This window comes from Aeromicrobium sp. IC_218 (assembly GCF_004336805.1).
Taxonomy (GTDB): Bacteria; Actinomycetota; Actinomycetes; order Propionibacteriales; family Nocardioidaceae; genus Aeromicrobium.
The window spans coordinates 264,937-286,778 of record NZ_SJXM01000003.1 but is presented as its reverse complement, the minus strand read 5'-3'; the positions used below and the strand labels follow the sequence as shown (position 1 = coordinate 286,778).

Here is a 21,842-nt window from a genome sequence, read left to right as displayed (position 1 = left end):
GACGAAAAGAACCACGATCCTGAGGATCGTGGTTCTTTTCGTCCCACATCTCGCCGGAGGTCGGCGGTGGTGAGGGCTACTGGGTGAGGCGGTAGACGTCGAAGACGCCCTCGACGTTGCGCACCGCCGACAGCACGTGGCCCAGGTGCTTCGGGTCGCCCATCTCGAAGGTGAACTTCGCGCGGGCGACGCGGTCGCGTCCGGTCGAGATCGACGCCGACATGATGTCGACGTGCTGGTCGGACAGGATGCGCGTGATGTCGCTGAGCAGGCGCGGACGGTCGAGGGCCTCGACCTGCACCGACACCAGGAAGGTGCTGGTCGCCGTGGGCGCCCAGCTGACGCCGACGATGCGCTCGGGCTGGGACTCCAAGCTCTTGAGGTTCACGCAGTCGTCGCGGTGCACCGAGACGCCCGACCCGCGGGTGACGAAGCCGACGATCGGGTCGCCGGGCACCGGGGTGCAGCACCGGGCGAGCTTGACCATGACGTCGCCCGCCACGTCGGAGACGACGACACCCGCGTCGCCGTGCCGGTCGGCCCGGTGACGGCGGTCGCTGGGTCCCGGCATCGGGGTGGCCTCGGCGAGGTCCTCCTCGGCCGCCTCGCGTCCGCCCAGCAGCGCGAGGACGTGGTCGACCACGTTCTGCGCGCCGACGTTGCCCTCGCCGACGGCAGCGTAGAGCGACGAGACGTCGGGCAGGTTCAGCTCGCGTGCGACCGCGTCCAGCGTCTCGTGCTTGAGCAGGCGCTGGAGGGGCAGGCCCTCCTTGCGCATGAGCTTGATGATCGAGGCCTTGCCGGCCTCGATCGACTCCTCGCGGCGCTCCTTGGTGAACCACTGGCGGATCTTGTTCTTGGCCCGCGGGCTGACCGCGAAGTCGAGCCAGTCGCGCGACGGACCGGCGTTGGGCGACTTGGAGGTGAAGATCTCGACGACGTCGCCGCTCTCCAGCCGCGACTCGAGCGACACCAGCCGGCCGTTGACCCGGGCGCCGACCGTGGCGTGGCCGACCTCGGTGTGGACGGCGTAGGCGAAGTCGACCGGGGTCGCGCCGGCGGGGAGCTGGATGAGGTCGCCGCGCGGCGTGTAGACGTACACGCCGGCCTTCTGCATCTCGAAGCGCAGCGAGTCCAGGAAGTCGCCCGGGTCCTCGGTCTCGGACTGCCAGTCGAGCAGCTCGCGCAGCCAGGCCATGTCCTCGGTCGAGGGCGGGGTCACCTTGCCGCCGTTGGCCGCGGCGACCGCGTCCTCCTTGTACTTCCAGTGCGCCGCGACGCCGTACTCGGCGCGGCGGTGCATGGAGTAGGTGCGGATCTGCAGCTCGACGGACTTGCCCTGCGGGCCGATAACCGTGGTGTGCAGCGACTGGTACATGTTGAACTTCGGGACGCTGATGTAGTCCTTGAAGCGTCCCGGGATCGGGTTCCAGCGCGCGTGCAGGACGCCCAGGACGCCGTAGCAGTCGGCCACGTCGTCGACCAGGATGCGCACGCCGACCAGGTCGAAGATGTCGGAGAACTCGCGGCCGCGCACCAGCATCTTCTGGTAGATCGAGTAGTAGTGCTTGGGCCGGCCGGTGACCTTCGCCTTGATCTTGGCGTGGCGCAGGTCGTTCTCGACGTCGGCGATGACCTTCTCGAGGAACTTCTCGCGCGACGGTGCGCGGTCGGCGACCAGCCGCACGATCTCGTCGTACACCTTGGGGTGCAGCGTGGAGAAGGAGAGGTCCTCGAGCTCCCACTTGATCGTGTTCATGCCGAGCCGGTGGGCCAGCGGCGCAAAGATGTCGATCGTCTCGCGGGCGATGCGCTCCTGCTTGTCCTGGCGCAGGTAGCGCAGGGTGCGCATGTTGTGCAGGCGGTCGGCGAGCTTGATGACCAGGACGCGGATGTCCTTGCTCATCGCGACGACCATCTTGCGGATGGTCTCGGCCTGCGCGGTGTCGCCGAACTTCACCTTGTCTAGCTTGGTGACGCCGTCGACCAGGTGCGCCACCTCGTCGCCGAAGTCCTTGCGGACGTCGTCCAGCGAGTACGGGGTGTCCTCGACCGTGTCGTGCAGCAGCGCCGCGCACAGCGTCGGCGCGGTCATGCCCAGCTCGGCCAGGATCGTGGTCACGGCGAGCGGGTGCGTGATGTAGGGGTCGCCGCTCTTGCGGGTCTGACCCTCGTGCATCCGCTCCGCGACGTCGTACGCCTTCTGGATGGCGGCGACGTCGCCCTTGGGATGGGTGCCGCGGTAGATGCGCAGCAGCGGGTCGAGCACCGGGTTGGCCGAGCTCGAGCGCGAGCCGATGCGGGCCAGGCGCGAGCGGACGCGCGCCGACGTGGGCGCCGACTGCTCGGACGCCTTGACGTTCGGTTCCACGCGTTCAGCCACGGGTGTGCCTCCTGGAGCCAGTCTAGGGGCGGACGCCCGGCGGCGTGGTCACCACGTCCCGATCAGCGTCGCGGCACCGGACAGCACGAGCGCCGCGACGAGCACGAGCGCGACGATGCGGATGTGTCGGGGACTCAGCACGGGTGCTCCTCAGTAGGTGGCCAGGGCCGCGTACGGCACGGAGTCGCCGAGCGCGGAACGTCCGCCCAGGGCGGCGAGCTCGATGAGCACCAGGTGCCCGGCGACGACACCGCCGCCGCGGCGGACGAGGTCGTCGGCGGCGGCCATCGTGCCGCCCGTGGCGAGGACGTCGTCGACGAGGACGGCGCGCTGACCGGGCGCCACGGCGTCCTGGTGCATCTCGAGCGTGGCGGTGCCGTACTCCAGCGCGTAGTCGACGGCATACGTCGGGCCGGGCAGCTTGCCGGCCTTGCGCACCGGGACGAACCCGGCGTCGAGCTCACGGGCGAGGGCGCCGCCGAGGATGAATCCGCGCGCCTCCATGCCCACGATCACGTCGACCTGGCCGCCGGCCAGGTCGAGCGCGCGGGCGCCGAGGGCGGAGATCGTCGCGGCGAACGCCTCGGCGTGGGCGAGCAGCGGGGTGATGTCGCGGAACGTCACGCCCGGCTCGGGCCAGTCGGCCACGAGCCGGACGTGACGGTCCAGCAGCTCCTGCAGGTCGGTCACGTCAGCTCGACGCACCCAGGTCGATGTCGCACTCGGACTTGGCGTGCTCGGAGATGTTGTTGCTCGCCTCCGTGTAGTCCTCGCTGCTCAGCTTGCTCGTGGCCTCGGTGAGCTTCTTGATCTGGTCCTGCGAGAGCTTGGAGGCGTCGAGCTGGTCGACCTCGTCCAGGTCGATGCCGGCGTCCTCGTAGGCCTTCTCCATGTCGTCGATCGCGCCGGCGAGGGTCTTCCAGTCGTCCTTGACCGCGTCGGGCGCCTCGTCGCGCAGCTCGCGGAAGGTGTCGAACGCGTCGGACATGTTGCCGTCCTGGCCCAGCGAGCTGAAGTCGTCCTCAGCCTTCTCGAGCCGGTCGCAGTACGCGCCGGTGTCGCTGCCACCGCAGGCGGTCAGGACGACCGAGGCGAGCAGGACGGCGGCAGCGGTCTTGAGAGTCTTCATCCGGGGGGTTCCTTCGGTCGGCCGACTCGCTCAGCGCTCGTCGTCGGTGGCGGGGAGTTCCGTGCTGGTCTCCGTCGGCGCCGGCTCGTCGGTGACGACGCGGGCGATCGCCTGGCGGTGGACCTCGACGACCGTACCGGGTGCGAGCTCGAGCTGCAGGGTGGAGTCGTCCAGGCGGACGACCGTCCCGAACAGGCCGCTGGTCAGCATGATCTTCGCGCCCGGCTCCAGCGCCGCCTGGGTGCGCTGCGCCTCCTGCTGGCGCTTGCGCGACGGACGCAGCACGAGCAGCCAGAAGACGAGGACGAGCAGGACGAGGGGCAGGAACTCCACAGCAACTCCAGGACGCGGGGACGCCGGACCGTGCGGGCCGGCTGGGGTCCACGATACCGGCCGTCCCCCTGGGCCCCGTCAGTCGTCGGCGGCGTCGCCCAGGGTCAGCTGCTCGCTGCCGCGCGGCGGCTGCAGCCCGAGGTGCTGCCAGGCCGCGGGCGTGGCGACACGTCCTCGGGGCGTCCGCGCGAGGAAGCCCAGCCGGACCAGGAACGGCTCGGCGATCTCCTCGACCGTCTCGCGCTCCTCCCCCACGGCGACCGCGAGCGTCGAGACACCGACCGGTCCGCCGCCGAAGCTGCCGCACAACGCAGTGAGCACGCCGCGGTCGAGCCGGTCGAGGCCGAGCGCGTCCACCTCGTACAGCTCGAGCGCGTCGCGGGCCGCCTTGACGTCGACGACGCCCTTGCCCCGGACCTCGGCGTAGTCGCGCACGCGGCGCAGCAGCCGGTTCGCGATGCGCGGCGTGCCACGCGAGCGGGACGCGATCTCACGGCCGCCCTCGGGCGTCACCTGCAGGTCGAGCAGGCGGGCGGACCGGTCGACGATCTGGTGCAGCTCGTCGACGCCGTAGTAGTCGAGGTTCGCGGTGAAGCCGAAGCGGTCGCGCAGCGGACCGGGCAGCAGACCCGCCCGCGTCGTGGCGCCGACGACGGTGAACGGCGGGATCTCCAGCGGGATGGCGGTGGCACCCGGGCCCTTGCCGACGATGACGTCGACCCGGAAGTCCTCCATCGCCATGTAGAGCAGCTCCTCGGCGGGCCGCGACATGCGGTGGATCTCGTCGATGAACACGACGTCGCCCTCGTTGACGCCCGACAGGATGGCCGCGAGGTCGCCGGCGTGCTGGATGGCCGGACCGCTGGTGATGCGCAGCGGCGCGTTGAGCCGCTGGGCGATGATCATCGACAGCGTCGTCTTGCCCAGGCCGGGCGGACCCGAGAGCAGGACGTGGTCGGGGGTGCGCCCGCGGGCGACGGCGGCGTCCAGGACGAGAGAGAGCTGCTCGCGCACGCGGTCCTGGCCGACCAGCTCCTCGAGGCTGCGCGGCCGCAGGGCCGCCTCGAAGGCGCGCTCCTCGGAGGTCGCGTCGGCGGTCATGGCGTCGTGGTCGTCGTGCACGGTCAGGCCTTCGACAGGCTGCGCAGCGCCAGGCGCAGCAGGGTGGAGACGGACTCGTCGGCGCCGGGCTCGAGGTCGGCGGCGACCTTCTCGACCGCCTTGTCGGCGTCCTTGGCCGACCAGCCGAGACCGAGCAGGGCCTCCTGGACCTGGTCGCGCCAGGACTCGCCGCCACCGCTGCCCGCGCCGACGGGCGCGGTGCCGGGCTTGCCGACCTTGTCGCGGAGCTCGAGGACGATGCGCTCGGCGCCCTTGCGGCCGATGCCGGGCACGGACGTCAGCGCGGCGAGGTCGCCGCCGGAGATGGCCGCGCGCAGCCGCTCGGGCTCCAGCACGGCGAGCATGGCCTGGGCGACCTTCGGGCCGACGCCGCTGGCGGTCTGCAGCAGCTCGAACATGTCGCGCTCGTCGCGCTCGCCGAAGCCGTACAGCGTCATGGAGTCCTCGCGGACGACCATCGACGTGGCCAGCTGCGCCTCCTGGTTCAGCCGCAGGGACGAGACGGTGGCCGGCGTGCAGCGCACGAGGTAGCCGACGCCGGCGACGTCGAGCACGGCCGAGTCGAGCGTGAGGGCGGCGACCGTGCCCCGCAGGTGCGCGATCATCGCGCCACCCGGACGGTGCCGCCGGTCGCGCGCGACTTGGCCACCGCGGCGGCCAGGCGGTCGCCCGCGCCACCGCGCCACACGTGGCAGATGGCCAGCGCGAGGGCGTCCGCGGCGTCGGCCGGCTTCGGCGCGGCGTCGAGGCGCAGGAGGCGGGTGACCATGGCGGTGACCTGCGCCTTGTCGGCCCGGCCGCTGCCGGTGACCGCGGCCTTGACCTCGCTGGGCGTGTGCAGGTGCACCGGGATGCCGCGGCGGGCGGCGCAGACCATCGCGATGGCGCTGGCCTGGGCGGTGCCCATGACGGTGCTGACGTTGTTCTGGCTGAAGACCCGCTCGACCGCGACGACGTCGGGGCGGTGCTCGGCGATCGCGGCGTCCAGGCCCTGCTCGAGCTGGACCAGACGCCGGGCGACGTCGAGCTCGGCGGGGGTGCGCACGACGCCGACGTGGACCATCGTCAGCGGACGGCCGACCGAGCCGTCGACGACGCCGACGCCGCACCGGGTGAGACCGGGGTCGACACCGAGCACCCTCACGACGACCACCTCTGCGAACGCATGTTCGACACCTTAACCGAGCCGTCGGACGCGCTCGCGCAGACTCGCCGGGGCGTCAGCCCGTCCAGTCCTCGCTGGGCGTGACGTTCTGTCCGCGACACGCTGGTGGATGCGTGCAGAACGTCACGCTCAGCGCGAGCGGAAGACACTCAGGCGCGTCCGGGAGACTCGCCACGCTCGATCGCGTCGCCGAACGCGCGCATGCGCGACGCCGAGGCGTCCCAGCCGTGGACGCTCTCGGCGTGGACGACGCGGCCCTCGTGCCGGACCTCGATCGGCCACCCGGACACCTTGAGCACGCGCAGCAGCATCGCCAGCGGCAGCAGCACGAGCAGCAGCATGAGCTCGATCGCCACGACGGCGCCGACCAGGACCCACGGCAGCGCCACGGTCACGACGAGGACGAGCAGGAAGAGTCCGGCGGCCAGGAGGATGCCGTCGGCGGCGCTCGTCGCGTCCAGGGCCACGTCGCCCGCGACCTCCGGATCGCGCCGGCGCAGACGCCACGGCAGCCAGCGGCGCGTCACGCGCCACTGGCTGCCGTCGGGTGAGGTCAGCTCCACCGGGTGGGTCAGACCTGGGCCATGACCTCGTCGGAGGCGTCGAAGTTGGCGTAGACGTTCTGGACGTCGTCGCAGTCCTCGAGGGCGTCGACCAGCTTGAGCACCTTCGTGGCGCCCTCGACGTCGACCTCGACCTGCACCGAGGGGACGAACGAGGCGTCGGCCGACTCGTAGTCGAGGCCGGCGTCCTGCAGCGCGGTGCGCACCGCGACCAGGTCGGTCGCCTCGCAGATCACCTCGAAGGAGTCGCCCAGGTCGTTGACCTCCTCGGCACCGGCGTCGAGCACGGCCATGAGGATGTCGTCCTCGTTCGTGCGGCCCGACTCCTGCTCGGCGTCGACGATGATGACGCCCTTACGGGTGAACAGGTACGAGACCGAGCCGGGGTCGGCCATGGTGCCGCCGTTGCGGGTCATGGCGGTGCGGACCTCCATGGCGGCGCGGTTCTTGTTGTCGGTGAGGCACTCGACGAGCAGCGCGACGCCCGCGGGGCCGTAGCCCTCGTACATGATCGTCGTGTAGTCGACGCCGGCGCCGTCGAGGCCGCCGCCGCGCTTGACCGCACGGTCGATGTTGTCGTTGGGGACCGACGACTTCTTCGCCTTCTGGATGGCGTCGTACAGGGTCGGGTTGCCCGTGGGATCGGGTCCACCCGTCCGCGCCGCGACCTCGATGTTCTTGATCAGCTTCGCGAACATCTTGCCGCGCTTGGCGTCGATCGCGGCCTTCTTGTGCTTGGTCGTCGCCCACTTGGAGTGGCCTGACATGCGCTGTCCTTCCCTACGACGTGGTGACGAGGTCGACGAAGTACCGGTGCATCCGGTCGTCGTGCCCGACCTCGGGGTGGAACGACGTGGCCACGAGCGAGCCCTGCCGAACCGCCACGATTCTAGTGTCCGACTCCCCCGGCGCAGGATCACCCACGGCGACCGTGGCCAGGACGTCGACGTCGGCGCCGGCCGACTCCACCCAGGGGGCCCGGATGAAGACGCCGCGCAGCGCGGTGTCGAAGCCCTTGACGTCGACCGGACCCTCGAACGAGTCGACCTGACGGCCGAACGCGTTGCGCCGGACCGTGACGTCGAGGCCGCCGAACGTCTCCTGGCCCTCGATGCCGTCGACGACGCGGTCGGCGAGCATGATCATGCCCGCGCACGTGCCGAACGCCGGCATGCCGTCGCGCAGCCGCTCGACGATCGGGTCGAACAGCTCGAACGTGCGGGCCAGCTTGAACATCGTGGTGGACTCGCCGCCGGGCAGCACGAGCGCGTCGCACTCGGCCAGCTCGGCCGGACGCCGCACCCGCATCGAGCGGACGCCGAGGCGCTCCAGGGCGTCCACGTGCTCGCGGACGTCACCCTGGAGCGCCAGGACGCCGATGGTGGTCGTGCTCGTCACCAGCCGCGCTCGGCGAGCCGGTGCGGCTCGGGGACGTCCTCGACGTTGATGCCGACCATGGCCTCGCCGAGGCCGCGCGAGACCTTCGCGAGGACGTCGGGGTCGTCGTGGAAGGTCGTGGCCTTGACGATCGCCTCGGCGCGCTGCGCCGGGTTGCCGGACTTGAAGATGCCGGAGCCGACGAAGACGCCCTCGGCGCCCAGCTGCATCATCATCGCGGCGTCGGCCGGGGTGGCGATGCCGCCGGCAGTGAACAGCACCACGGGGAGCTTGCCGTTCTCAGCGACCTCCTTGACCAGCTCGTACGGCGCCTGGAGCTCCTTGGCCGCGACGAACAGCTCGTCCTCGGGCAGGCTCTGCAGGCGACGGATCTGCTGGCGGATCTGGCGCATGTGCGTGGTGGCGTTCGAGACGTCGCCGGTGCCGGCCTCGCCCTTGGAGCGGATCATGGCCGCGCCCTCGGTGATGCGGCGCAGGGCCTCGCCCAGGTTGGTCGCACCGCACACGAACGGGACGGTGAACGCCCACTTGTCGATGTGGTTGCTGTAGTCGGCCGGGGTGAGGACCTCGGACTCGTCGATGTAGTCGACACCCAGGCTCTGCAGCACCTGCGCCTCGACGAAGTGGCCGATGCGCGCCTTCGCCATGACGGGGATCGAGACGGCCTCGATGATGCCGTCGATGAGGTCGGGGTCGCTCATGCGCGCGACGCCGCCCTGGGCGCGGATGTCGGCCGGGACGCGCTCGAGCGCCATGACGGCGACCGCGCCGGCGTCCTCGGCGATCTTCGCCTGCTCGGCGTCGACGACGTCCATGATGACGCCGCCCTTGAGCATCTCGGCCATGCCGCGCTTGACGCGCGCCGACCCGACGGCGGTCTCTTCGTTGCTCACTGCGTACTCCCAAGGCTCGGACGGAACGGATCCACTCTACCGCCGTGGCCCGACGGCTCCGCCGTCGTCCCGGGACGTGGGTACCGTGTTGGGAACGATTCTCATTCTCATGTAACCTCGTCGTCCATGAACCTGACACCCCTGCGCACGATCGCGGTCCTGACCGCGTCCGCCCTCGCCCTCGCGGCCTGCGGCGAGAGCTCCGAGGACACGGCCGAGTCCGAGCCGTCCTCGTCCGAGACCATCGAGGTCACCCGTCACCTGCCCCGCCTCGTCGTGTCCACCGAGACCGGCCTCACCACCCTCGACGCCGCCACCGGCAAGGTGCTCGGCGAGCACGAGGTGCGCGGCTTCAAGCGCCTCTCCCCCGTCGGCGACGGACGTCACCTGGGCGTCGCGATGGGCGACGGCTTCACGCTGTTCGACTCCGGGCTGGTCGAGAAGGCCCACGGCGACCACAGCCACCTGTATGAGACCGGCCCCGCGCTCACCGACGTCACCTACGAGGCGCCCGAGCCCGGTCACCTGGTGACCCACCACGGCGTCGCGGCCCTGTTCTCGGACGGCGCGGGCACCGCCCAGGTCGTCCCGGTCGAGGAGCTGGCCAAGGGCGCTGAGGGCACGACCGTCGAGGCCGACGCCCCGCACCACGGCGTGGCCGTGCCGCTCGCCGGCGACCGGCTGCTGATGACCGAGGGCACCGTCGACGCGCGCCGCACCGTGCGGGTCGTCGACGCGCAGGGCGCCGAGGTGGCCCGCACCGACACCTGCCAGGGCGTGCACGGCGAGGCCGTCGCCGCCCCGCAGGGCGGCGCCGAGACCGTGGTCATGGGCTGCGAGAACGGCCCGGAGGTGTACCGCGACGGACGCTTCACCAAGGTGGACGTCGAGGAGGACTACGCCCGCACCGGCAACCTGGCCGGCAGCGAGGAGTCGCCGATCGTCCTGGCCGACTACAAGACCGATCCCGACGCCGAGCACGAGCGTCCCGAGCAGGTCGCGCTCATCGACAGCCGGACCGCGGAGCTGACGAAGGTGCCGCTCGAGGCGAGCTACTGGTTCCGCTCGCTGGCCCGCGGACCCGAGGGCGAGGGCCTGGTGCTCACGACCGACGGCAACCTGACCGTCATCGACGAGGAGACCGGCGAGGTCACCGCCCAGGTGCCCGTCATCGACGCGTGGACCGAGGCGGACGACTGGCAGCTGCCCGGGCCGCTGGTGAAGGTGGCCGGCGACCGTGCCTACGTGAGCGATCCCGCCGCGGGCAAGGTGCACGTCGTCGACCTGCGCGACCACGAGGTCACCACGAGCCTGGACGTCCCCGAGGGCGTCGTGGAGATGGAGGTGCTCTCGGGCGCGGCCTGACCCCTACCGGGCGAGGCGACCGAGCAGGTCCGCCTCCTCGGCCCGAGACAGGCCGGCACGCCGCGGACGATCCGGTCCGCGGCGTGCTTCGTCGTCCAGGACGTCGGCCAGGGTCGCCTCGAGCGGACGCGGTCGCAGTCCACGCCGCGACGCCTCGGTCACGCTCATGCGGCCGAGGCCGACGTGCGTCGGTGGGAGCCACCACGGCAGGGACCGGTCGCCGGCCCACTCCTGGACGCCGAGCTCACGCAGGCGCTCCGCCGGGGCGGCCACCGTCCCGGCCCGGTGGCGGGCCACCCGGACGCTGAGCTCGACCAGCTCGCCCACCGTGCTCGGGGCTCCGGCGGCGTTCACCGCCCCGGGCTCGCCCGCCACGGCGAGGTCGACCAGCCAGCCGGCCAGGTCGCGGACGTCCAGCACCTGCATCGGCTGGTCGGCGACGTCCGGCACGAGCACGGGCTCGTCGGGCACCGCGGCCATCCGCGCGACGTAGTAGCCGCTGCGGTCGGACGGGTCGCCCGGCCCGGCCAGCAGTCCGGCGCGGACGATCGTCGCGCCGGACGGCAGCGCCTGCTCGCAGGCGGACTTCGCCTCGCCGTAGGGCGCCTCGTCCTCACCGGGCGGCAGCAGCGGCGACGACTCGTCGAGCGGGCCGGACTGGTCGGCGTACACCGATCCACTGGACACGAACGTCCAGTGACCGGCCCGCCGCCCGAGCGCCGCGACGGCGCCCCGGACGTGCGAGGGCACGCGCGCGACGTCGAGCACGAGGTCCCACTCGCCGTCGAGGGCCGCATACGCATCGGGACGCGCCCGGTCGCCGTGGACGAGCCGGACGCCGTCGGGTACCGAGCCGCTCTCGCCGCGGGCCAGGCACGTGACGTCGTGGCCGCGGTCGCGGGCGTCGGCGGCGACGAGGCGGCCGAGCCAGGCGGTTCCGCCGAGGACGAGGGTGCGGGTCATCCCCTCATCGAACGCGAACGCCCCCGCCGAGGGCGAGGGCGTTCGCGGAGGGCGGACGGCTCAGGAGGGCAGGTTCGGGTCGACCAGCGCCTGCTTGCGGACGATGAGCATCCGCTGGACGACGGTGACCAGGCTGGCCACGGCGAGCGCCCACAGCGTGACCTCGCGCAGCGCCGGGGTGTCGAACAGGCCCGACAGGCCGGTCATCACGAGGATCGACACGAGCCGGTCCGAGCGCTCGGCGATGCCGCCCTTGGCCTGCATGCCCAGCGACTCGGCCCGGGCGCGGGCGTACGACGTCAGGTTGCCCAGCACCAGGCAGGCCAGGCTCAGCCACAGGTACAGGTCCGCGTCGCCGAGCTGCGTCTCGCGGTCACCGATCGCGTAGTAGACCACCAGTCCGCCGAACACGGCGGCGTCGCCGACGCGGTCGAGGGTGGAGTCCAGGAACGCGCCCCACTTGCTCGCCTGGCCGGTCTTGCGGGCCATGTAGCCGTCCATGAGGTCGGAGAACACGAACAGCGTGATGACCAGGGTGCCGACGAAGAACTCGCCGCGCGGGTAGAACCACAGCGCTCCGGCGGAGACGCCGAGCGTGCCCACCATCGTCACCTGGTCGGGCGTGATGCCGACCTTGAGCATGGCGTCGGCCGGGTACGACATGATCTTCGTCCAGAAGCCACGGAATCGCTCGAGCACTAGTCCTCCTCGGTCCAGGCCTCGCGCAGCATGGCGCAGGTGTCCTCGAGGACCTGGTTCATCGTCTTGGCCTTGCCGACCACGGTCATGAAGTTGGCGTCGCCGCCCCAGCGGGGCACGACGTGCTGGTGCAGGTGGGCCGAGAGCGAGCCGCCGGCGACCCCGCCGAGGTTGATCCCGACGTTGAAGCCGTGCGGCTGGCTGACCTGGCGGATCGTCCGCAGCGCGTGCTGCGTCAGCTCGGCGACCTCGACGGTCTCGCTCGGCGTCAGGTCGGCGTAGTCGGCCACGTGGCGCCGGGGCAGCACCATGAGGTGACCGGGGTTGTACGGGTAGAGGTTGAGCGCGACGAACGCCTCGCTCCCCCGGTGCACCACCAGGTCGTCCTCGGCCGGCTCGTCGACCATGACGCAGAACGGGCAGCGGTCGTCCGCGGGGTCGCCGGCCTCCCCGCGGACGTACGCCAGCCGGTACGGGACCCAGAGCCGCTCGAGCTCGTCGCCCACGTCAGACCTGCGCGCGGTCGCGGATCGCCGCGAGGATGCGGTCGACCGCGTCGTCCAGGCCGACGCCGTTCTCCTGCGTGCCGTCGCGGAAGCGGAACGACACCGCACCGGCCTCGACGTCCTTGTCGCCGGCCAGCACCATGAACGGCACCTTCTGGGTCTGGGCGTTGCGGATCTTCTTCTGCATCCGCTCGTCGGACTCGTCGACCTCGACCCGCACGCCGTGGCGCTTGAGCCGGTCGGCGAGCTCGTACAGGTAGTCGGTGTGGCGCTCGGCCACGGGGATGCCGACGACCTGCACGGGAGCCAGCCACGGGGGGAAGGCACCGGCGTAGTGCTCGACCAGGACGCCCAGGAACCGCTCGATCGAGCCGAACTTGGCCGAGTGGATCATGACCGGCTGCTGGCGCGAGCCGTCGGCCGCGACGTACTCCAGGCCGAAGCGCTCGGGCTGGTTGAAGTCGTACTGGACGGTGCCCATCTGCCAGGTGCGGCCGATGGCGTCCTTGGCCTGCACCGACACCTTGGGGCCGTAGAACGCGGCGCCGCCCGGGTCGGGGACGAGCTCGAGGCCGGACTGCTCGCACACCTCGCGCAGGACTCCGGTGGCGACCTCCCACTCCTCGTCGGAGCCGATGAACTTGTCGCCCTCGCCGCGCGTCGACAGCTCGAGGTAGAAGTCGTCCAGGCCGAAGTCGCGCAGCACGCCGAGCATGAAGTCGAGCAGGTGCTTGACCTCGGCCGGCGCCTGCTCGGGGGTCACGTAGGAGTGCGAGTCGTCCTGGGCGAACCCCCGCACGCGGGTCAGGCCGTGGATGACGCCGGACTTCTCGTACCGGTACACGCTGCCGAACTCGAACAGCCGCAGCGGCAGCTCGCGGTACGAGCGCTGGCGCGACTGGAAGATCAGGTTGTGCATCGGGCAGTTCATCGCCTTGAGCTGGTAGTTCGAGCCCTCGAACTCCATCGGCGGGAACATCGTGTCGGCGTAGTGCGGCAGGTGGCCGGACGTGTGGAACAGCCCGTCCTTGCTGATGTGCGGCGTGCCGACGTAGGAGAAGCCCTCCTCGATGTGCCGGCGGCGGACGTAGTCCTCCATCTCGCGCTTGATCACGCCACCCTTGGGGTGGAAGACCGGCAGGCCCGAGCCCAGCTCGTCGGGGAAGCTGAACAGGTCCAGCTCCTGGCCGAGCCGGCGGTGGTCGCGCCGCTGGGCCTCCTCGAGCCGGAACAGGTAGGCGTCCAGGTCGTCCTTGGTCGGCCACGCGGTGCCGTAGATGCGCTGAAGCTGCTTGTTCTTCTCGTCGCCGCGCCAGTAGGCGGCGGCGCTGCGCATGAGCGTGAAGGCCGGGATGCGCTTGGTGGTGGGCAGGTGCGGGCCGCGGCACAGGTCCTTCCACGCGACCTCGCCCTTGCGGTCGAGGTTGTCGTAGATGGTCAGTCCGCCCTCGCCGACCTCGACGCTGGCGCCCTCGGCGGCGTCACCGGCGGACGACTTGAGACCGATCAGCTCGAGCTTGTACGGCTCGTCGGCCAGCTCGACGCGCGCGTCGTCGTCGGAGACCGGGCGACGGTCGAACTTCTGGTTCTCCTTGACGATCTTGCGCATCCGGGACTCGATCTTGTCGAGGTCCTCGGGCTTGAACGGCTCGGCGACGTCGAAGTCGTAGTAGAAGCCGTCGGTGACCGGCGGGCCGATGCCCAGCTTGGCGTCCGGGAACAGCTCCTGCACGGCCTGGGCCATGACGTGCGCGGTCGAGTGGCGCAGCACGGCGAGGCCGTCGGGGCTGCCGATGAGCACGCCCTCCACCTCGTCGCCGTCGGCCAGCTCGTGGGACAGGTCGACCAGCTCGCCGTTCACGCGGGCGACGACCACCTCGGCGTCGTCGAAGAGCTGCCAGGCCCTCGTGCCCGTCTCCACCGTCCGCTCCTCGCGCTGGTCGGCGGTCAGGACGGTGATGCGGATGTCGGACACAGGTGTGCCTTTCGGTTCATGGCGGCCCCTACGGCTGGGCCACGCGGCTCGCGACGACTCTACTCGGGGGCGACCTCGGCGGGTCCAGCGGCGGCGCGCTGCTGCCGGGACGCGCGGAATCGCGCGACCGGTCCCCAGCACACGAACCACAGGACGTAGACGAGGACGTACAACGAGCCGATGACGGCGAAGGCCATGGACGTGCTCCACGCGTCCGAGCCCGGCCGGTAGAGCCGGCCGGTCGACTCCAGGTACTGCGCCCGGCCGGAGTCCCCCACGTCACCGCGGAACTCACGTGACATCGAGACCTCGCTGAACCCGACGAGCCCGTCGTCGCTGGCGAACGACGCGATCGGGTCGCACCCGGCACGCCCGCAGTACAGGTCGACGACCCGGTACGTCCCCGGGACTCCTTCGTCACGCTCGGCCGCCCGCTCGTCCAGGGCCGCGGAGACCGCCGACGGAATCCACACCGCGACGACCACGGCGAAGATCCCGCCCCAGGGCATGCGGTCCCAGAGGCGCGAGAGGCGGTCCCTCACGATCTGGCGGCCGCGGCGTGCCAGGCCTTGCGGCGGCGGTGCTCGACGAGCACCCACGTGCCGCTGGCGATGGTTGCGACACCGCTTCCTGCCACGAGCACGAGACCGACGCCGAGGGGCAGGTCGTCGTCCTTCTCGTGCTGGTGCAGCGTCTCGTTCCTCCACGAGTACCAGGCCGGGACGCGGTCGCCGACCTCCACCCCGAGGCCCATGACGTCGAGGTCCGTCGCGTCGACGTCCCGCTGCGTCGCGGCACCACTGTCGGGGACGAAGTCCGCCGTCCACTCGCACGACCGGCCGACGCAGCTCTCGTCCGTGATCGTGGCGATCCCGTGGCTGCGCCAGGCGTCGACGTCGGCTTCGTCCGGAGGCAGGAACGGGACGAACGACAGACCCAGCGCCGTCAAGGCGAGCACGAACCAGCCCCAGGAGCCCAGGCCGTCGCGCCGGCGGTGCGGCCACGGAGGCGGGACGGGCTGGAACGGCGGGATCGACACGACCGGCATCCTCCCAGCCGGCATCGCCACGCGTCCGCGGATCACCGAGATCGACCGGGGCTCGGCTCGCGCGTCCCGCACCCCGCTGGCACGGTGGGCCCATGCCTGACTACCGACTGGTGAACGAAGACGGACACGTCGTGGCGAGCGCGACGCACGACGACGACCGCGCGGCGGTGCTGTGGCGCGCGTCGGCGCCGGTGTCGGGGCCCGACGAGGAGCCGGGCCGCGGCGTGCGGCTGGAGAAGCGGTCCGGCGACGGCTGGGTCGAGCTACCCGCGACCGGACGCGCCGACGCCTACTAGCTAGCGGGCCTCGGCCGGGACCGGCGACGGTCCGCCGAACGGGCCGGGCTCGCGCAGGCGACCCGTGCGCCAGGCCAGGTGCACGAAGGTCGCGGCGAGCACGCACCCGAGGATGCCGGCGCTGAGGTCGCCGAGCGTGTCGGTGTAGGCACCGTTGCGCTCGTCGGACGTGGCGATGAAGGCGAAGTACTCGGCGATCTCCCAGGCGATGGCCGCCGTGGCGCCGAAGGCCAGCGACCGCTCGAGGCAGGCACCGAAGCCGGCGTCGCGCGGCACCGACAGCAGGAGCACCGCGACGCAGAGCAGCGCGGGGTTCATGAAGTGCATCCAGTCGTCGAACCAGACGATCTGGTCGTACAGGTCCATGCGGTTGCCCAGCGTGTCGCTGAAGCAGGTGATCGTCACCAGCAGGTCGGCCAGCCAGGGGAACGGACGGTCGCGCCAGAACACGTACCAGAGGGCCGGGATCGTGAACGCGAGCGCCGGGTAGCCGACGGCGCGCAGCTCAGCGGCCTTGCCGTCGAGGTTGGCGCCGACCGGGTCGAGCGCGGCCATCGCCGACAGCAGGACCAGCAGCCCCTTCGCACCCAGGTCGAGCACCTGGGCGAGGGAGGGCGCGGTGCGAGACTCGGCGTCGACGAAGGATGACATCGCGCCGAGTCTACGCACCCGCTACCCGTCAGCTGCCGGGCCAGTCCCCCGTGGCCTTCTCGAAGGCCCGGGCACCGCCACGGTCGACGAGCGCCTTCACCACGGCGTAGATGACGCCCTGGATGGCGGCCGCCGTCAGGATCTCCTTGAGCGGGTACTCGCTCTCGAGCGGCGTGGGCGGGTCGGCGCCGTCACCGTGCGCCGCCTTCTTCCAGATCTGCTTGAAGATGGCGCTCGCGACGAGACCGGCGCCGATCGAGCCGACGATGCCCACCGGACGGTAGAGCAGCTTCGCCGACTTCGACGTGTTGTGCTTCTCGGTCATGGTCCTCCTCACCTCACAGGTCGGTGACGACCTGGTTGTCGCCCCCGTCGTACCGCTGACCGGTCACCTTGGACTTGATCAGGCTCACCAGCGTGGCGACGCGTCCGCCGACCGGCGGCGACCAGTACTCGGCCTGGTCGGCGCGGACGTGGATGAGCACCGCGTTCGGGCTGTCGGGCCCCTCGGGCAGCCACGCGTCGGTGAACTGGTTCCACAGCTCGTGCAGCTTCTCGTTGTCGTCGACGACGCTGGCGACGCCCGAGAGCGACACCCACGAGTCGGACGTGCCGAGCGTGACGCCCACCTTCGGGTCGGCGGCGATGTGAGCGACCTTGCGCGAGTCGCGCTCGGTGATGAACCACAGGTCGGCGTCCAGGTCGACGTCCTGGCGGGCCATGGGACGTCCGACCAGGTGGCCGTGCTCGTCACGGGTCGTGAGGAACGCGGTGCGAGCGTCCTTGGTCAGCTCGACGAGCTTCGCGACCTGCTCGTCGTGGCTCTCGGGCTCGCTCATCGGCCGAGGACCTCGGCGGCGTCGACGGCACCGTGCTTGTCCTGGATGGCGTCGGCGAGCTTCGTGACGTCGTCGTCGGACACCTGCACGCCGGCCTCGGTGAAGCCCTTGCGCAGCTCGTCCTCCACGGTGCCCTCAGTGGCGCCGTCCTGCCACGACGTGACGCGGTCGACGACGTTCTGGATGGCCTCGAGATCGATGTTCGTGTCAGTCATGACCGGGCCGTACCCCGGTCGGGGCGGATCGAACCGTCCCGACCGGGAACCGGTCAGCCGGCGTGGCGCTCCCAGACGCGGTGCGTCGCCATCAGCTGGCTGATCCGCGTCAGCGCCGCGGGACCGTCGGGCTCCAGCGCGACGCCCGGACCGTTGACCGGCACGCCGCCCGCGGTGAGGGCGTCCTCGGGGCTGTTCCAGCCGCCGATCGCCTTGCCGTGGCGGTACGCCTCGGAGAGCAGCAGGGCCACCTCCGGGTGCTGGGCCGCCTGTCCCCCGCCGACGACCAGCACGGCGTCCAGCTCGATCGAGCGGACGGTCTGGAACGTGCGCTGGACCGGGACGGGAGCGCCCGAGCCGTCCTCGAGCATCCCGCCACGCGGGGCCACCACGATCGGCACCATGCCGGCGGTGAACGCCGCGTCCCGGACGGCCCGGACTCCGTCGAGGTCGGCCTCGACGTCGGTGACGACGATGCCCAGCAGGCGACCGTCCGGCGGCCACTCGCCGCCGATCTGCGACAGGGCGGGGCTCGGCGGCAGGTCGACGACCTCGACCGTCGGCTCCGGCGCCGGCAGGCCCAGCCGGTCGGCGACCGCCTGGCACAGGCCGGCGTCGATGTTGGCCAGGTTCTGCAGCTGACGCTCCTTGATCGCCTGCTCGTAGCACTTGCCGAGCTCGAAGGAGTAGGCGTCCTTGACGTGGTCCTGCTCGACCTTCGTCAGCGACCGGTAGAACATCCGCGTCTGGCTGTAGTGGTCGTCGAAGGACGCCGGGGCCTCGCGCACGCGACGCCCCTCGACCGCGACCGGCACGTCGATGAACGCCGACATGTCCTCGCCGGCCAGGAACGGGCAGCCACCGTCCAGCGAGTTGGGCTTGTACGGCGCGACGCCCTTGTGCACGGCGTCCTGGTGGAACCCGTCGCGGAACATGTCGTTGACCGGCGAGTGCGGGCGGTTGATCGGGATCTGCGAGAAGTTCGGCCCGCCCAGGCGCGTCAGCTGCGTGTCGAGGTAGGAGAACAGGCGCGCCGCCAGCAGCGGGTCGTCGGTCGGCTCGATGCCCGGCACGAAGTGGCCCGCGTGGTAGGCGACCTGCTCGGTCTCGGCGAAGTAGTTGCTCGGGTTGGCGTTGAGCTGCATCGTGCCGATCACCTCGACCGGCGCGAGCTCCTCGGGGACGATCTTGGTCGGGTCGAGCAGGTCGATGCCCTCGAAGGTCTGCTCCGGCGTGTCCGGGAAGACCTGCACGCCCAGGTCCCACTCGGGGTAGGCGCCGGACGCGATCGCGTCGGCCAGGTCGCGGCGGTGCAGGTCGGGGTCGACGCCCGCGGCGATCTGCGCCTCCTCCCAGGTGAGCGAGTGGACGCCCAGACGAGGCTTCCAGTGCAGCTTGACCAACGACGTCTCGCCCGCGGCGTTGACCAGGCGGAAGGTGTGGACGCCGAAGCCCTCCATCATCCGGTACGAGCGCGGGATGCCCCGGTCGGACATGTTCCAGATCGCGTGGTGCTGCGCCTCGGTGTGCAGCGACACGAAGTCCCAGAACGTGTCGTGGGCGCTCTGCGCCTGCGGGATCTCGACGTCCGGGTGCGGCTTGCCCGCGTGGATGACGTCGGGGAACTTGATGCCGTCCTGGATGAAGAAGACCGGGATGTTGTTGCCGACCAGGTCGTACACGCCCTCGGACGTGTAGAACTTCGTCGCGAAGCCGCGGGTGTCGCGGACGGTGTCGGCCGAGCCGCGGGAGCCCAGGACGGTCGAGAACCGGACGAAGACCGGCGTCTCCACCCCTCCCTGCAGGAACGCCGCGCGCGTGATGCGCGACGCCTTGCCGTTGGACCGGAACACGCCGTGCGCGGCGGCGCCGCGGGCGTGCACCACACGCTCGGGGATGCGCTCGTGGTCGAAGTGCATGATCTTCTCGCGCAGGTGGTGGTCCTGCAGCAGCACCGGGCCACGCGCGCCGGCCTTCAGCGAGTGGTCGGTGTCGCGCAGCCTCACGCCCTGCGCGGTGGTCAGGTACGCGTCCTGCTGGGCCGCGTCCTCGGTCTCGCCGGACGGCACGCCGGTCGGCGAGTACGCCTCGGGCCCGTGGTGCCCGGCCTGCTGGTCGAGCGGCTCGCGCGGCGTGGTCGGCTCCTCGACCGTCGGCGTGATGCTGTTCGGGACGCCGGGGACGGTGTTCGCCCCGGGTGTCACCGCGTTCTTCACCTGGGCCGCGACGCCGGCCGCCATCTCGGCGCCCTTCTCGACGATTCCCTTGTCCTGCTCGCTCATGTGTCTCCCCCAAGGTAGGACGAGCACGGAGCCGGCTGGCCCCGCGCTCGTCGCGGTCGTGCTGGTATCGGTGGTGCTCCCGCTCAGTCCGCGGTGGTGGACGGGTCGTTCGGCGCTCCGCCGTCGGGCGCGGTGCCGCTCGGCTCGGAGTCCTGCTCGTCGTTGTCGGTGACGGATCCGTCGTCGGGATGGATGGGCTCGGTCACGGTTCGCTCCTGTCCGGGTCGGTCTGGGGCTCGGCGCCCGGCGGGTAGGCCGGGTCCGCCCCGGGCGGGTCGATGGCCGGCGAGGACGGCTCGATCGACGGCTCTGCGTCGGGGAAGCTCTCCGGATCCTCGGGTGCGATGGTCATGTCGCCTCCTGTGGGTGGTTCCGCGCGGACGTCCCGCGCGTCACGACCGGCCCGTACCCGCCTCCGGGACCGCTAACCGTCCCGCGGCGTCATCGGTGTGCCAGGCATCACGCCGCTCTTGGTTGCAGTTCATCAACAGTTGCGTGATACACAAGTCTTGTCCCCTCCCCGAACGACCCGAAGGAACGACTTTGACCTCGTCCCCGTCCTCGTCCTCCGAGGCACCCGTCGCGGCGAACCCGATCGTCTCGGTCGTCGTGCTGTGCCTCGGCGGCCTCATGGCCGCCCTCACCCAGACGATGGTCATCCCCATCCAGAGCGAGCTGCCCCAGCTGCTCTCCACGTCGGCGTCCAACGCCTCGTGGGTCATCACCATCACGCTCGTGTGCGCCGCGGTCGCCATGCCGGTCGCCGGACGCCTGGCCGACCTGTTCGGCAAGCAGCGCATCATCGTCGTCAGCGCCGGCATCCTGCTGGTCGGCTCGGCCGTCGCCGCGCTGTCCGACACCCTGGCCCCGATGCTCGTGGGCCGCGGCCTGCAGGGCCTGGCCATGGGCTTCATCCCGGTCGGCATCTCGCTGATCCGCGAGATCACCCCGCCGCACGTCACCAACACCGCGGTCGCCGCCATGAGCGCCACGCTCGGCGTCGGCGGCGCGATCGGCCTGCCGCTCTCGGCGTGGATCGCCGACGGCAGCGACTGGCACAACCTCTTCTGGGTCGGCACCGGTGCTGCGACCGTCGTGGTCGTCGCCGTGCTCGCGTTCGTCCCGCACGTCCACGACGCCCACGGCGGACGCCTGGACGTGCCCGGCGTGATCCTGCTGGCCCTCGGCCTCGTGACCTTCCTGGTCGGCATCTCCAAGGGCAACACCTGGGGCTGGAGCGACGCCGCCACCATCGGCTGCATCGTGGGCGGCCTCGTCGTGCTCGTGCTGTTCGGCCTCTTCGAGCTGCGCCAGGACGAGCCCCTGGTCGACCTGCGCACCTCGGCGAGCCTGCCGATCCTGTTCACGAACCTCGCGGCCGTCGCCATCGGCTTCGGCATGATGGCGCAGTCGATCGTCGTCCCGCAGCTGCTCGAGATGCCCGAGTTCACCGGCTACGGCCTGGGCCAGTCGATCCTCGCCGCGGGACTCTGGATGGCTCCCGGCGGACTCATGATGCTGGTGTTCGCCCCGGTCTCGGCCGGCCTGATCACCAACCTCGGCGCCAAGAAGACCCTCATGACCGGCGCGACCGTGCTGGGTGTCGGCTACGTCGTCGCGCTGTTCCTCATGGACGCCCCGTGGCAGCTGCTGATCGCCTCGTGCATCGCGTCGGCCGGCGTCGGCATCGGCTACGCGGCCATGCCGACCCTGGTGCTCGACAACGCCCCGGCCGCCGAGGCCGGCGCCGCGGTGGGCCTCAACGGCCTGTCGCGCTCGGTCGGCACCACGATCGCCTCGGCGGTCATGGCGACGATCCTGACCAGCTCGATGAAGACGTTCGAGACGCCGGTCGGCCCGGTCCAGGCGCCCACCGAGGGCGTGTTCACCGCGTGCTTCCTGGTCGGCGCGCTGGCCGCGTTCGTCGGCGTCGGCATCGCGGCGTTCATCCCGCGCAAGCAGGACGCGAAGTCCGTGGAGCCGGTGACGGTCGACGGCGAGTCCGTCCACGCCTGAT

General features: G+C 71.3%; 27 protein-coding genes. 3 read left to right on the top strand and 24 right to left on the bottom strand.

Annotated features, from left to right (window positions below; translation table 11 throughout):
* Nucleotides 1-76: 76 nt before the first annotated feature.
* From E0W78_RS05515 to pdxS, 11 genes are all read right to left on the bottom strand, one after another.
* The gene (locus E0W78_RS05515; RefSeq protein WP_242686241.1) at nucleotides 77-2,371 is read right to left on the bottom strand and encodes a bifunctional (p)ppGpp synthetase/guanosine-3',5'-bis(diphosphate) 3'-pyrophosphohydrolase; all 2,295 of its coding nucleotides are present in this window, start codon (nucleotides 2,369-2,371) and stop codon (nucleotides 77-79) included.
* 162 nt (nucleotides 2,372-2,533) lie between these two features.
* Nucleotides 2,534-3,073 (bottom strand): adenine phosphoribosyltransferase, encoded by a 540-nt coding sequence (locus E0W78_RS05510; protein ID WP_131402843.1) that lies wholly within the window; start codon nucleotides 3,071-3,073, stop codon nucleotides 2,534-2,536.
* 1 nt (nucleotide 3,074) lies between these two features.
* Nucleotides 3,075-3,512 carry a hypothetical protein gene (locus E0W78_RS05505; protein ID WP_131402842.1) on the bottom strand — a complete coding sequence of 146 codons (438 nt, stop codon included), beginning with the start codon at nucleotides 3,510-3,512 and terminating at the stop codon, nucleotides 3,075-3,077.
* Nucleotides 3,513-3,542: 30 nt separating this feature from the next.
* Entirely contained in the window at nucleotides 3,543-3,845 is a 303-nt protein-coding gene (yajC, locus tag E0W78_RS05500; RefSeq protein ID WP_131402841.1) for a preprotein translocase subunit YajC, read from the bottom strand.
* Nucleotides 3,846-3,923: 78 nt separating this feature from the next.
* The gene (ruvB, locus tag E0W78_RS05495; RefSeq protein ID WP_131402930.1) at nucleotides 3,924-4,946 is read right to left on the bottom strand and encodes a Holliday junction branch migration DNA helicase RuvB; all 1,023 of its coding nucleotides are present in this window, start codon (nucleotides 4,944-4,946) and stop codon (nucleotides 3,924-3,926) included.
* Between the two features lie 23 nt (nucleotides 4,947-4,969).
* Nucleotides 4,970-5,572 (bottom strand): Holliday junction branch migration protein RuvA, encoded by a 603-nt coding sequence (gene ruvA, locus E0W78_RS05490; RefSeq protein ID WP_131402840.1) that lies wholly within the window; start codon nucleotides 5,570-5,572, stop codon nucleotides 4,970-4,972.
* Entirely contained in the window at nucleotides 5,569-6,111 is a 543-nt protein-coding gene (ruvC, locus tag E0W78_RS05485; RefSeq protein WP_131402839.1) for a crossover junction endodeoxyribonuclease RuvC, read from the bottom strand. Before ruvC ends, ruvA begins: the two co-directional genes overlap by 4 nt.
* Nucleotides 6,112-6,281: 170 nt before the next feature.
* Entirely contained in the window at nucleotides 6,282-6,695 is a 414-nt protein-coding gene (locus E0W78_RS05480) for a hypothetical protein (RefSeq protein WP_131402838.1), read from the bottom strand.
* Nucleotides 6,696-6,703: 8 nt separating this feature from the next.
* The gene (locus tag E0W78_RS05475) at nucleotides 6,704-7,462 is read right to left on the bottom strand and encodes a YebC/PmpR family DNA-binding transcriptional regulator (protein ID WP_131402837.1); all 759 of its coding nucleotides are present in this window, start codon (nucleotides 7,460-7,462) and stop codon (nucleotides 6,704-6,706) included.
* 13 nt (nucleotides 7,463-7,475) lie between these two features.
* Nucleotides 7,476-8,093: a pyridoxal 5'-phosphate synthase glutaminase subunit PdxT gene (gene pdxT / locus E0W78_RS05470; RefSeq protein ID WP_131402836.1), complete on the bottom strand. Its 618-nt coding sequence runs from the start codon at nucleotides 8,091-8,093 to the stop codon at nucleotides 7,476-7,478.
* Nucleotides 8,090-8,986 (bottom strand): pyridoxal 5'-phosphate synthase lyase subunit PdxS, encoded by an 897-nt coding sequence (gene pdxS, locus E0W78_RS05465; RefSeq protein WP_131402835.1) that lies wholly within the window; start codon nucleotides 8,984-8,986, stop codon nucleotides 8,090-8,092. The genes pdxT and pdxS overlap by 4 nt, the downstream gene beginning before the upstream one ends.
* 126 nt (nucleotides 8,987-9,112) lie before the next feature.
* On the opposite strand from pdxS, the gene E0W78_RS05460 reads away from it, so the two are divergent.
* Complete coding sequence (locus E0W78_RS05460) at nucleotides 9,113-10,351, top strand: hypothetical protein (RefSeq protein WP_131402834.1); 1,239 nt, start codon at nucleotides 9,113-9,115, stop codon at nucleotides 10,349-10,351.
* Between the two features lie 3 nt (nucleotides 10,352-10,354).
* On the opposite strand, the gene E0W78_RS05455 is transcribed toward E0W78_RS05460, so the two are convergent.
* From E0W78_RS05455 to E0W78_RS05430, 6 genes are read right to left on the bottom strand one after another with little or no spacing between them, the layout of a single operon-like run.
* Nucleotides 10,355-11,314: an NAD-dependent epimerase/dehydratase family protein gene (locus tag E0W78_RS05455; protein ID WP_131402833.1), complete on the bottom strand. Its 960-nt coding sequence runs from the start codon at nucleotides 11,312-11,314 to the stop codon at nucleotides 10,355-10,357.
* A 60-nt stretch (nucleotides 11,315-11,374) separates the two neighbouring features.
* Complete coding sequence (gene pgsA, locus E0W78_RS05450; protein ID WP_131402832.1) at nucleotides 11,375-12,013, bottom strand: phosphatidylinositol phosphate synthase; 639 nt, start codon at nucleotides 12,011-12,013, stop codon at nucleotides 11,375-11,377.
* A complete protein-coding gene (locus tag E0W78_RS05445; protein ID WP_131402831.1) occupies nucleotides 12,013-12,519 on the bottom strand; it encodes an HIT domain-containing protein in 507 nt (168 codons plus the stop codon). The genes pgsA and E0W78_RS05445 overlap by 1 nt, the downstream gene beginning before the upstream one ends.
* 1 nt (nucleotide 12,520) lies before the next feature.
* Entirely contained in the window at nucleotides 12,521-14,494 is a 1,974-nt protein-coding gene (gene thrS, locus E0W78_RS05440; protein ID WP_131402830.1) for a threonine--tRNA ligase, read from the bottom strand.
* Between the two features lie 59 nt (nucleotides 14,495-14,553).
* Complete coding sequence (locus tag E0W78_RS05435) at nucleotides 14,554-15,003, bottom strand: hypothetical protein (protein WP_131402829.1); 450 nt, start codon at nucleotides 15,001-15,003, stop codon at nucleotides 14,554-14,556.
* Between the two features lie 29 nt (nucleotides 15,004-15,032).
* Nucleotides 15,033-15,533 (bottom strand): hypothetical protein, encoded by a 501-nt coding sequence (locus E0W78_RS05430; RefSeq protein WP_131402828.1) that lies wholly within the window; start codon nucleotides 15,531-15,533, stop codon nucleotides 15,033-15,035.
* A 101-nt stretch (nucleotides 15,534-15,634) separates the two neighbouring features.
* Here E0W78_RS05430 and E0W78_RS05425 point away from each other — a divergent pair, with 101 nt between their 5' ends.
* A complete protein-coding gene (locus tag E0W78_RS05425) occupies nucleotides 15,635-15,838 on the top strand; it encodes a hypothetical protein (protein ID WP_131402827.1) in 204 nt (67 codons plus the stop codon).
* Here E0W78_RS05425 and E0W78_RS05420 read toward each other — a convergent pair whose 3' ends face one another.
* The 7 genes from E0W78_RS05420 to E0W78_RS16715 all read right to left on the bottom strand — a co-directional run bounded on the left by E0W78_RS05420 (nucleotide 15,839) and on the right by E0W78_RS16715 (nucleotide 20,177).
* Nucleotides 15,839-16,489, bottom strand: coding sequence for a hypothetical protein (locus tag E0W78_RS05420; protein ID WP_131402826.1), 651 nt, complete (start codon nucleotides 16,487-16,489; stop codon nucleotides 15,839-15,841).
* Between the two features lie 28 nt (nucleotides 16,490-16,517).
* A complete protein-coding gene (locus E0W78_RS05415; RefSeq protein ID WP_131402825.1) occupies nucleotides 16,518-16,814 on the bottom strand; it encodes a DUF4235 domain-containing protein in 297 nt (98 codons plus the stop codon).
* A gap of 13 nt (nucleotides 16,815-16,827) precedes the next feature.
* Entirely contained in the window at nucleotides 16,828-17,328 is a 501-nt protein-coding gene (locus tag E0W78_RS05410) for a pyridoxamine 5'-phosphate oxidase family protein (RefSeq protein WP_131402824.1), read from the bottom strand.
* Nucleotides 17,325-17,543 carry a hypothetical protein gene (locus E0W78_RS05405; protein WP_131402823.1) on the bottom strand — a complete coding sequence of 73 codons (219 nt, stop codon included), beginning with the start codon at nucleotides 17,541-17,543 and terminating at the stop codon, nucleotides 17,325-17,327. The genes E0W78_RS05410 and E0W78_RS05405 overlap by 4 nt, the downstream gene beginning before the upstream one ends.
* Before the next feature lie 53 nt (nucleotides 17,544-17,596).
* Nucleotides 17,597-19,825 (bottom strand): catalase, encoded by a 2,229-nt coding sequence (locus E0W78_RS05400; protein ID WP_131402822.1) that lies wholly within the window; start codon nucleotides 19,823-19,825, stop codon nucleotides 17,597-17,599.
* A gap of 83 nt (nucleotides 19,826-19,908) precedes the next feature.
* The gene (locus tag E0W78_RS16960; RefSeq protein ID WP_278249422.1) at nucleotides 19,909-20,031 is read right to left on the bottom strand and encodes a hypothetical protein; all 123 of its coding nucleotides are present in this window, start codon (nucleotides 20,029-20,031) and stop codon (nucleotides 19,909-19,911) included.
* Nucleotides 20,028-20,177, bottom strand: coding sequence for a hypothetical protein (locus E0W78_RS16715; protein ID WP_207392642.1), 150 nt, complete (start codon nucleotides 20,175-20,177; stop codon nucleotides 20,028-20,030). Before E0W78_RS16715 ends, E0W78_RS16960 begins: the two co-directional genes overlap by 4 nt.
* A 191-nt stretch (nucleotides 20,178-20,368) precedes the next feature.
* Here E0W78_RS16715 and E0W78_RS05395 point away from each other — a divergent pair, with 191 nt between their 5' ends.
* On the top strand, nucleotides 20,369-21,841 hold the full coding sequence (locus E0W78_RS05395) for an MFS transporter (RefSeq protein WP_207392641.1): 1,473 nt from the start codon (nucleotides 20,369-20,371) through the stop codon (nucleotides 21,839-21,841).
* Nucleotide 21,842 lies beyond the last annotated feature (1 nt).

Excerpts from the sequence above, each read along its gene's own strand:
- ruvB (WP_131402930.1), bottom strand. The coding sequence starts at position 4,946 with ATGACCGCCGACGCGACCTCCGAGGAGCGCGCCTTCGAGGCGGCCCTG.
- ruvA (WP_131402840.1), bottom strand. The coding sequence starts at position 5,572 with ATGATCGCGCACCTGCGGGGCACGGTCGCCGCCCTCACGCTCGACTCG.
- E0W78_RS05505 (WP_131402842.1), bottom strand. The coding sequence starts at position 3,512 with ATGAAGACTCTCAAGACCGCTGCCGCCGTCCTGCTCGCCTCGGTCGTC.
- E0W78_RS05455 (WP_131402833.1), bottom strand. The coding sequence starts at position 11,314 with ATGACCCGCACCCTCGTCCTCGGCGGAACCGCCTGGCTCGGCCGCCTC.
- E0W78_RS05410 (WP_131402824.1), bottom strand. The coding sequence starts at position 17,328 with ATGAGCGAGCCCGAGAGCCACGACGAGCAGGTCGCGAAGCTCGTCGAG.
- E0W78_RS05475 (WP_131402837.1), bottom strand. The coding sequence starts at position 7,462 with ATGTCAGGCCACTCCAAGTGGGCGACGACCAAGCACAAGAAGGCCGCG.
- E0W78_RS05460 (WP_131402834.1), top strand. The coding sequence starts at position 9,113 with ATGAACCTGACACCCCTGCGCACGATCGCGGTCCTGACCGCGTCCGCC.
- E0W78_RS05405 (WP_131402823.1), bottom strand. The coding sequence starts at position 17,543 with ATGACTGACACGAACATCGATCTCGAGGCCATCCAGAACGTCGTCGAC.
- E0W78_RS05420 (WP_131402826.1), bottom strand. The coding sequence starts at position 16,489 with ATGTCATCCTTCGTCGACGCCGAGTCTCGCACCGCGCCCTCCCTCGCC.
- E0W78_RS05435 (WP_131402829.1), bottom strand. The coding sequence starts at position 15,003 with ATGCCCTGGGGCGGGATCTTCGCCGTGGTCGTCGCGGTGTGGATTCCG.
- E0W78_RS16715 (WP_207392642.1), bottom strand. The coding sequence starts at position 20,177 with ATGACCATCGCACCCGAGGATCCGGAGAGCTTCCCCGACGCAGAGCCG.
- E0W78_RS05415 (WP_131402825.1), bottom strand. The coding sequence starts at position 16,814 with ATGACCGAGAAGCACAACACGTCGAAGTCGGCGAAGCTGCTCTACCGT.
- E0W78_RS05425 (WP_131402827.1), top strand. The coding sequence starts at position 15,635 with ATGCCTGACTACCGACTGGTGAACGAAGACGGACACGTCGTGGCGAGC.
- E0W78_RS05400 (WP_131402822.1), bottom strand. The coding sequence starts at position 19,825 with ATGAGCGAGCAGGACAAGGGAATCGTCGAGAAGGGCGCCGAGATGGCG.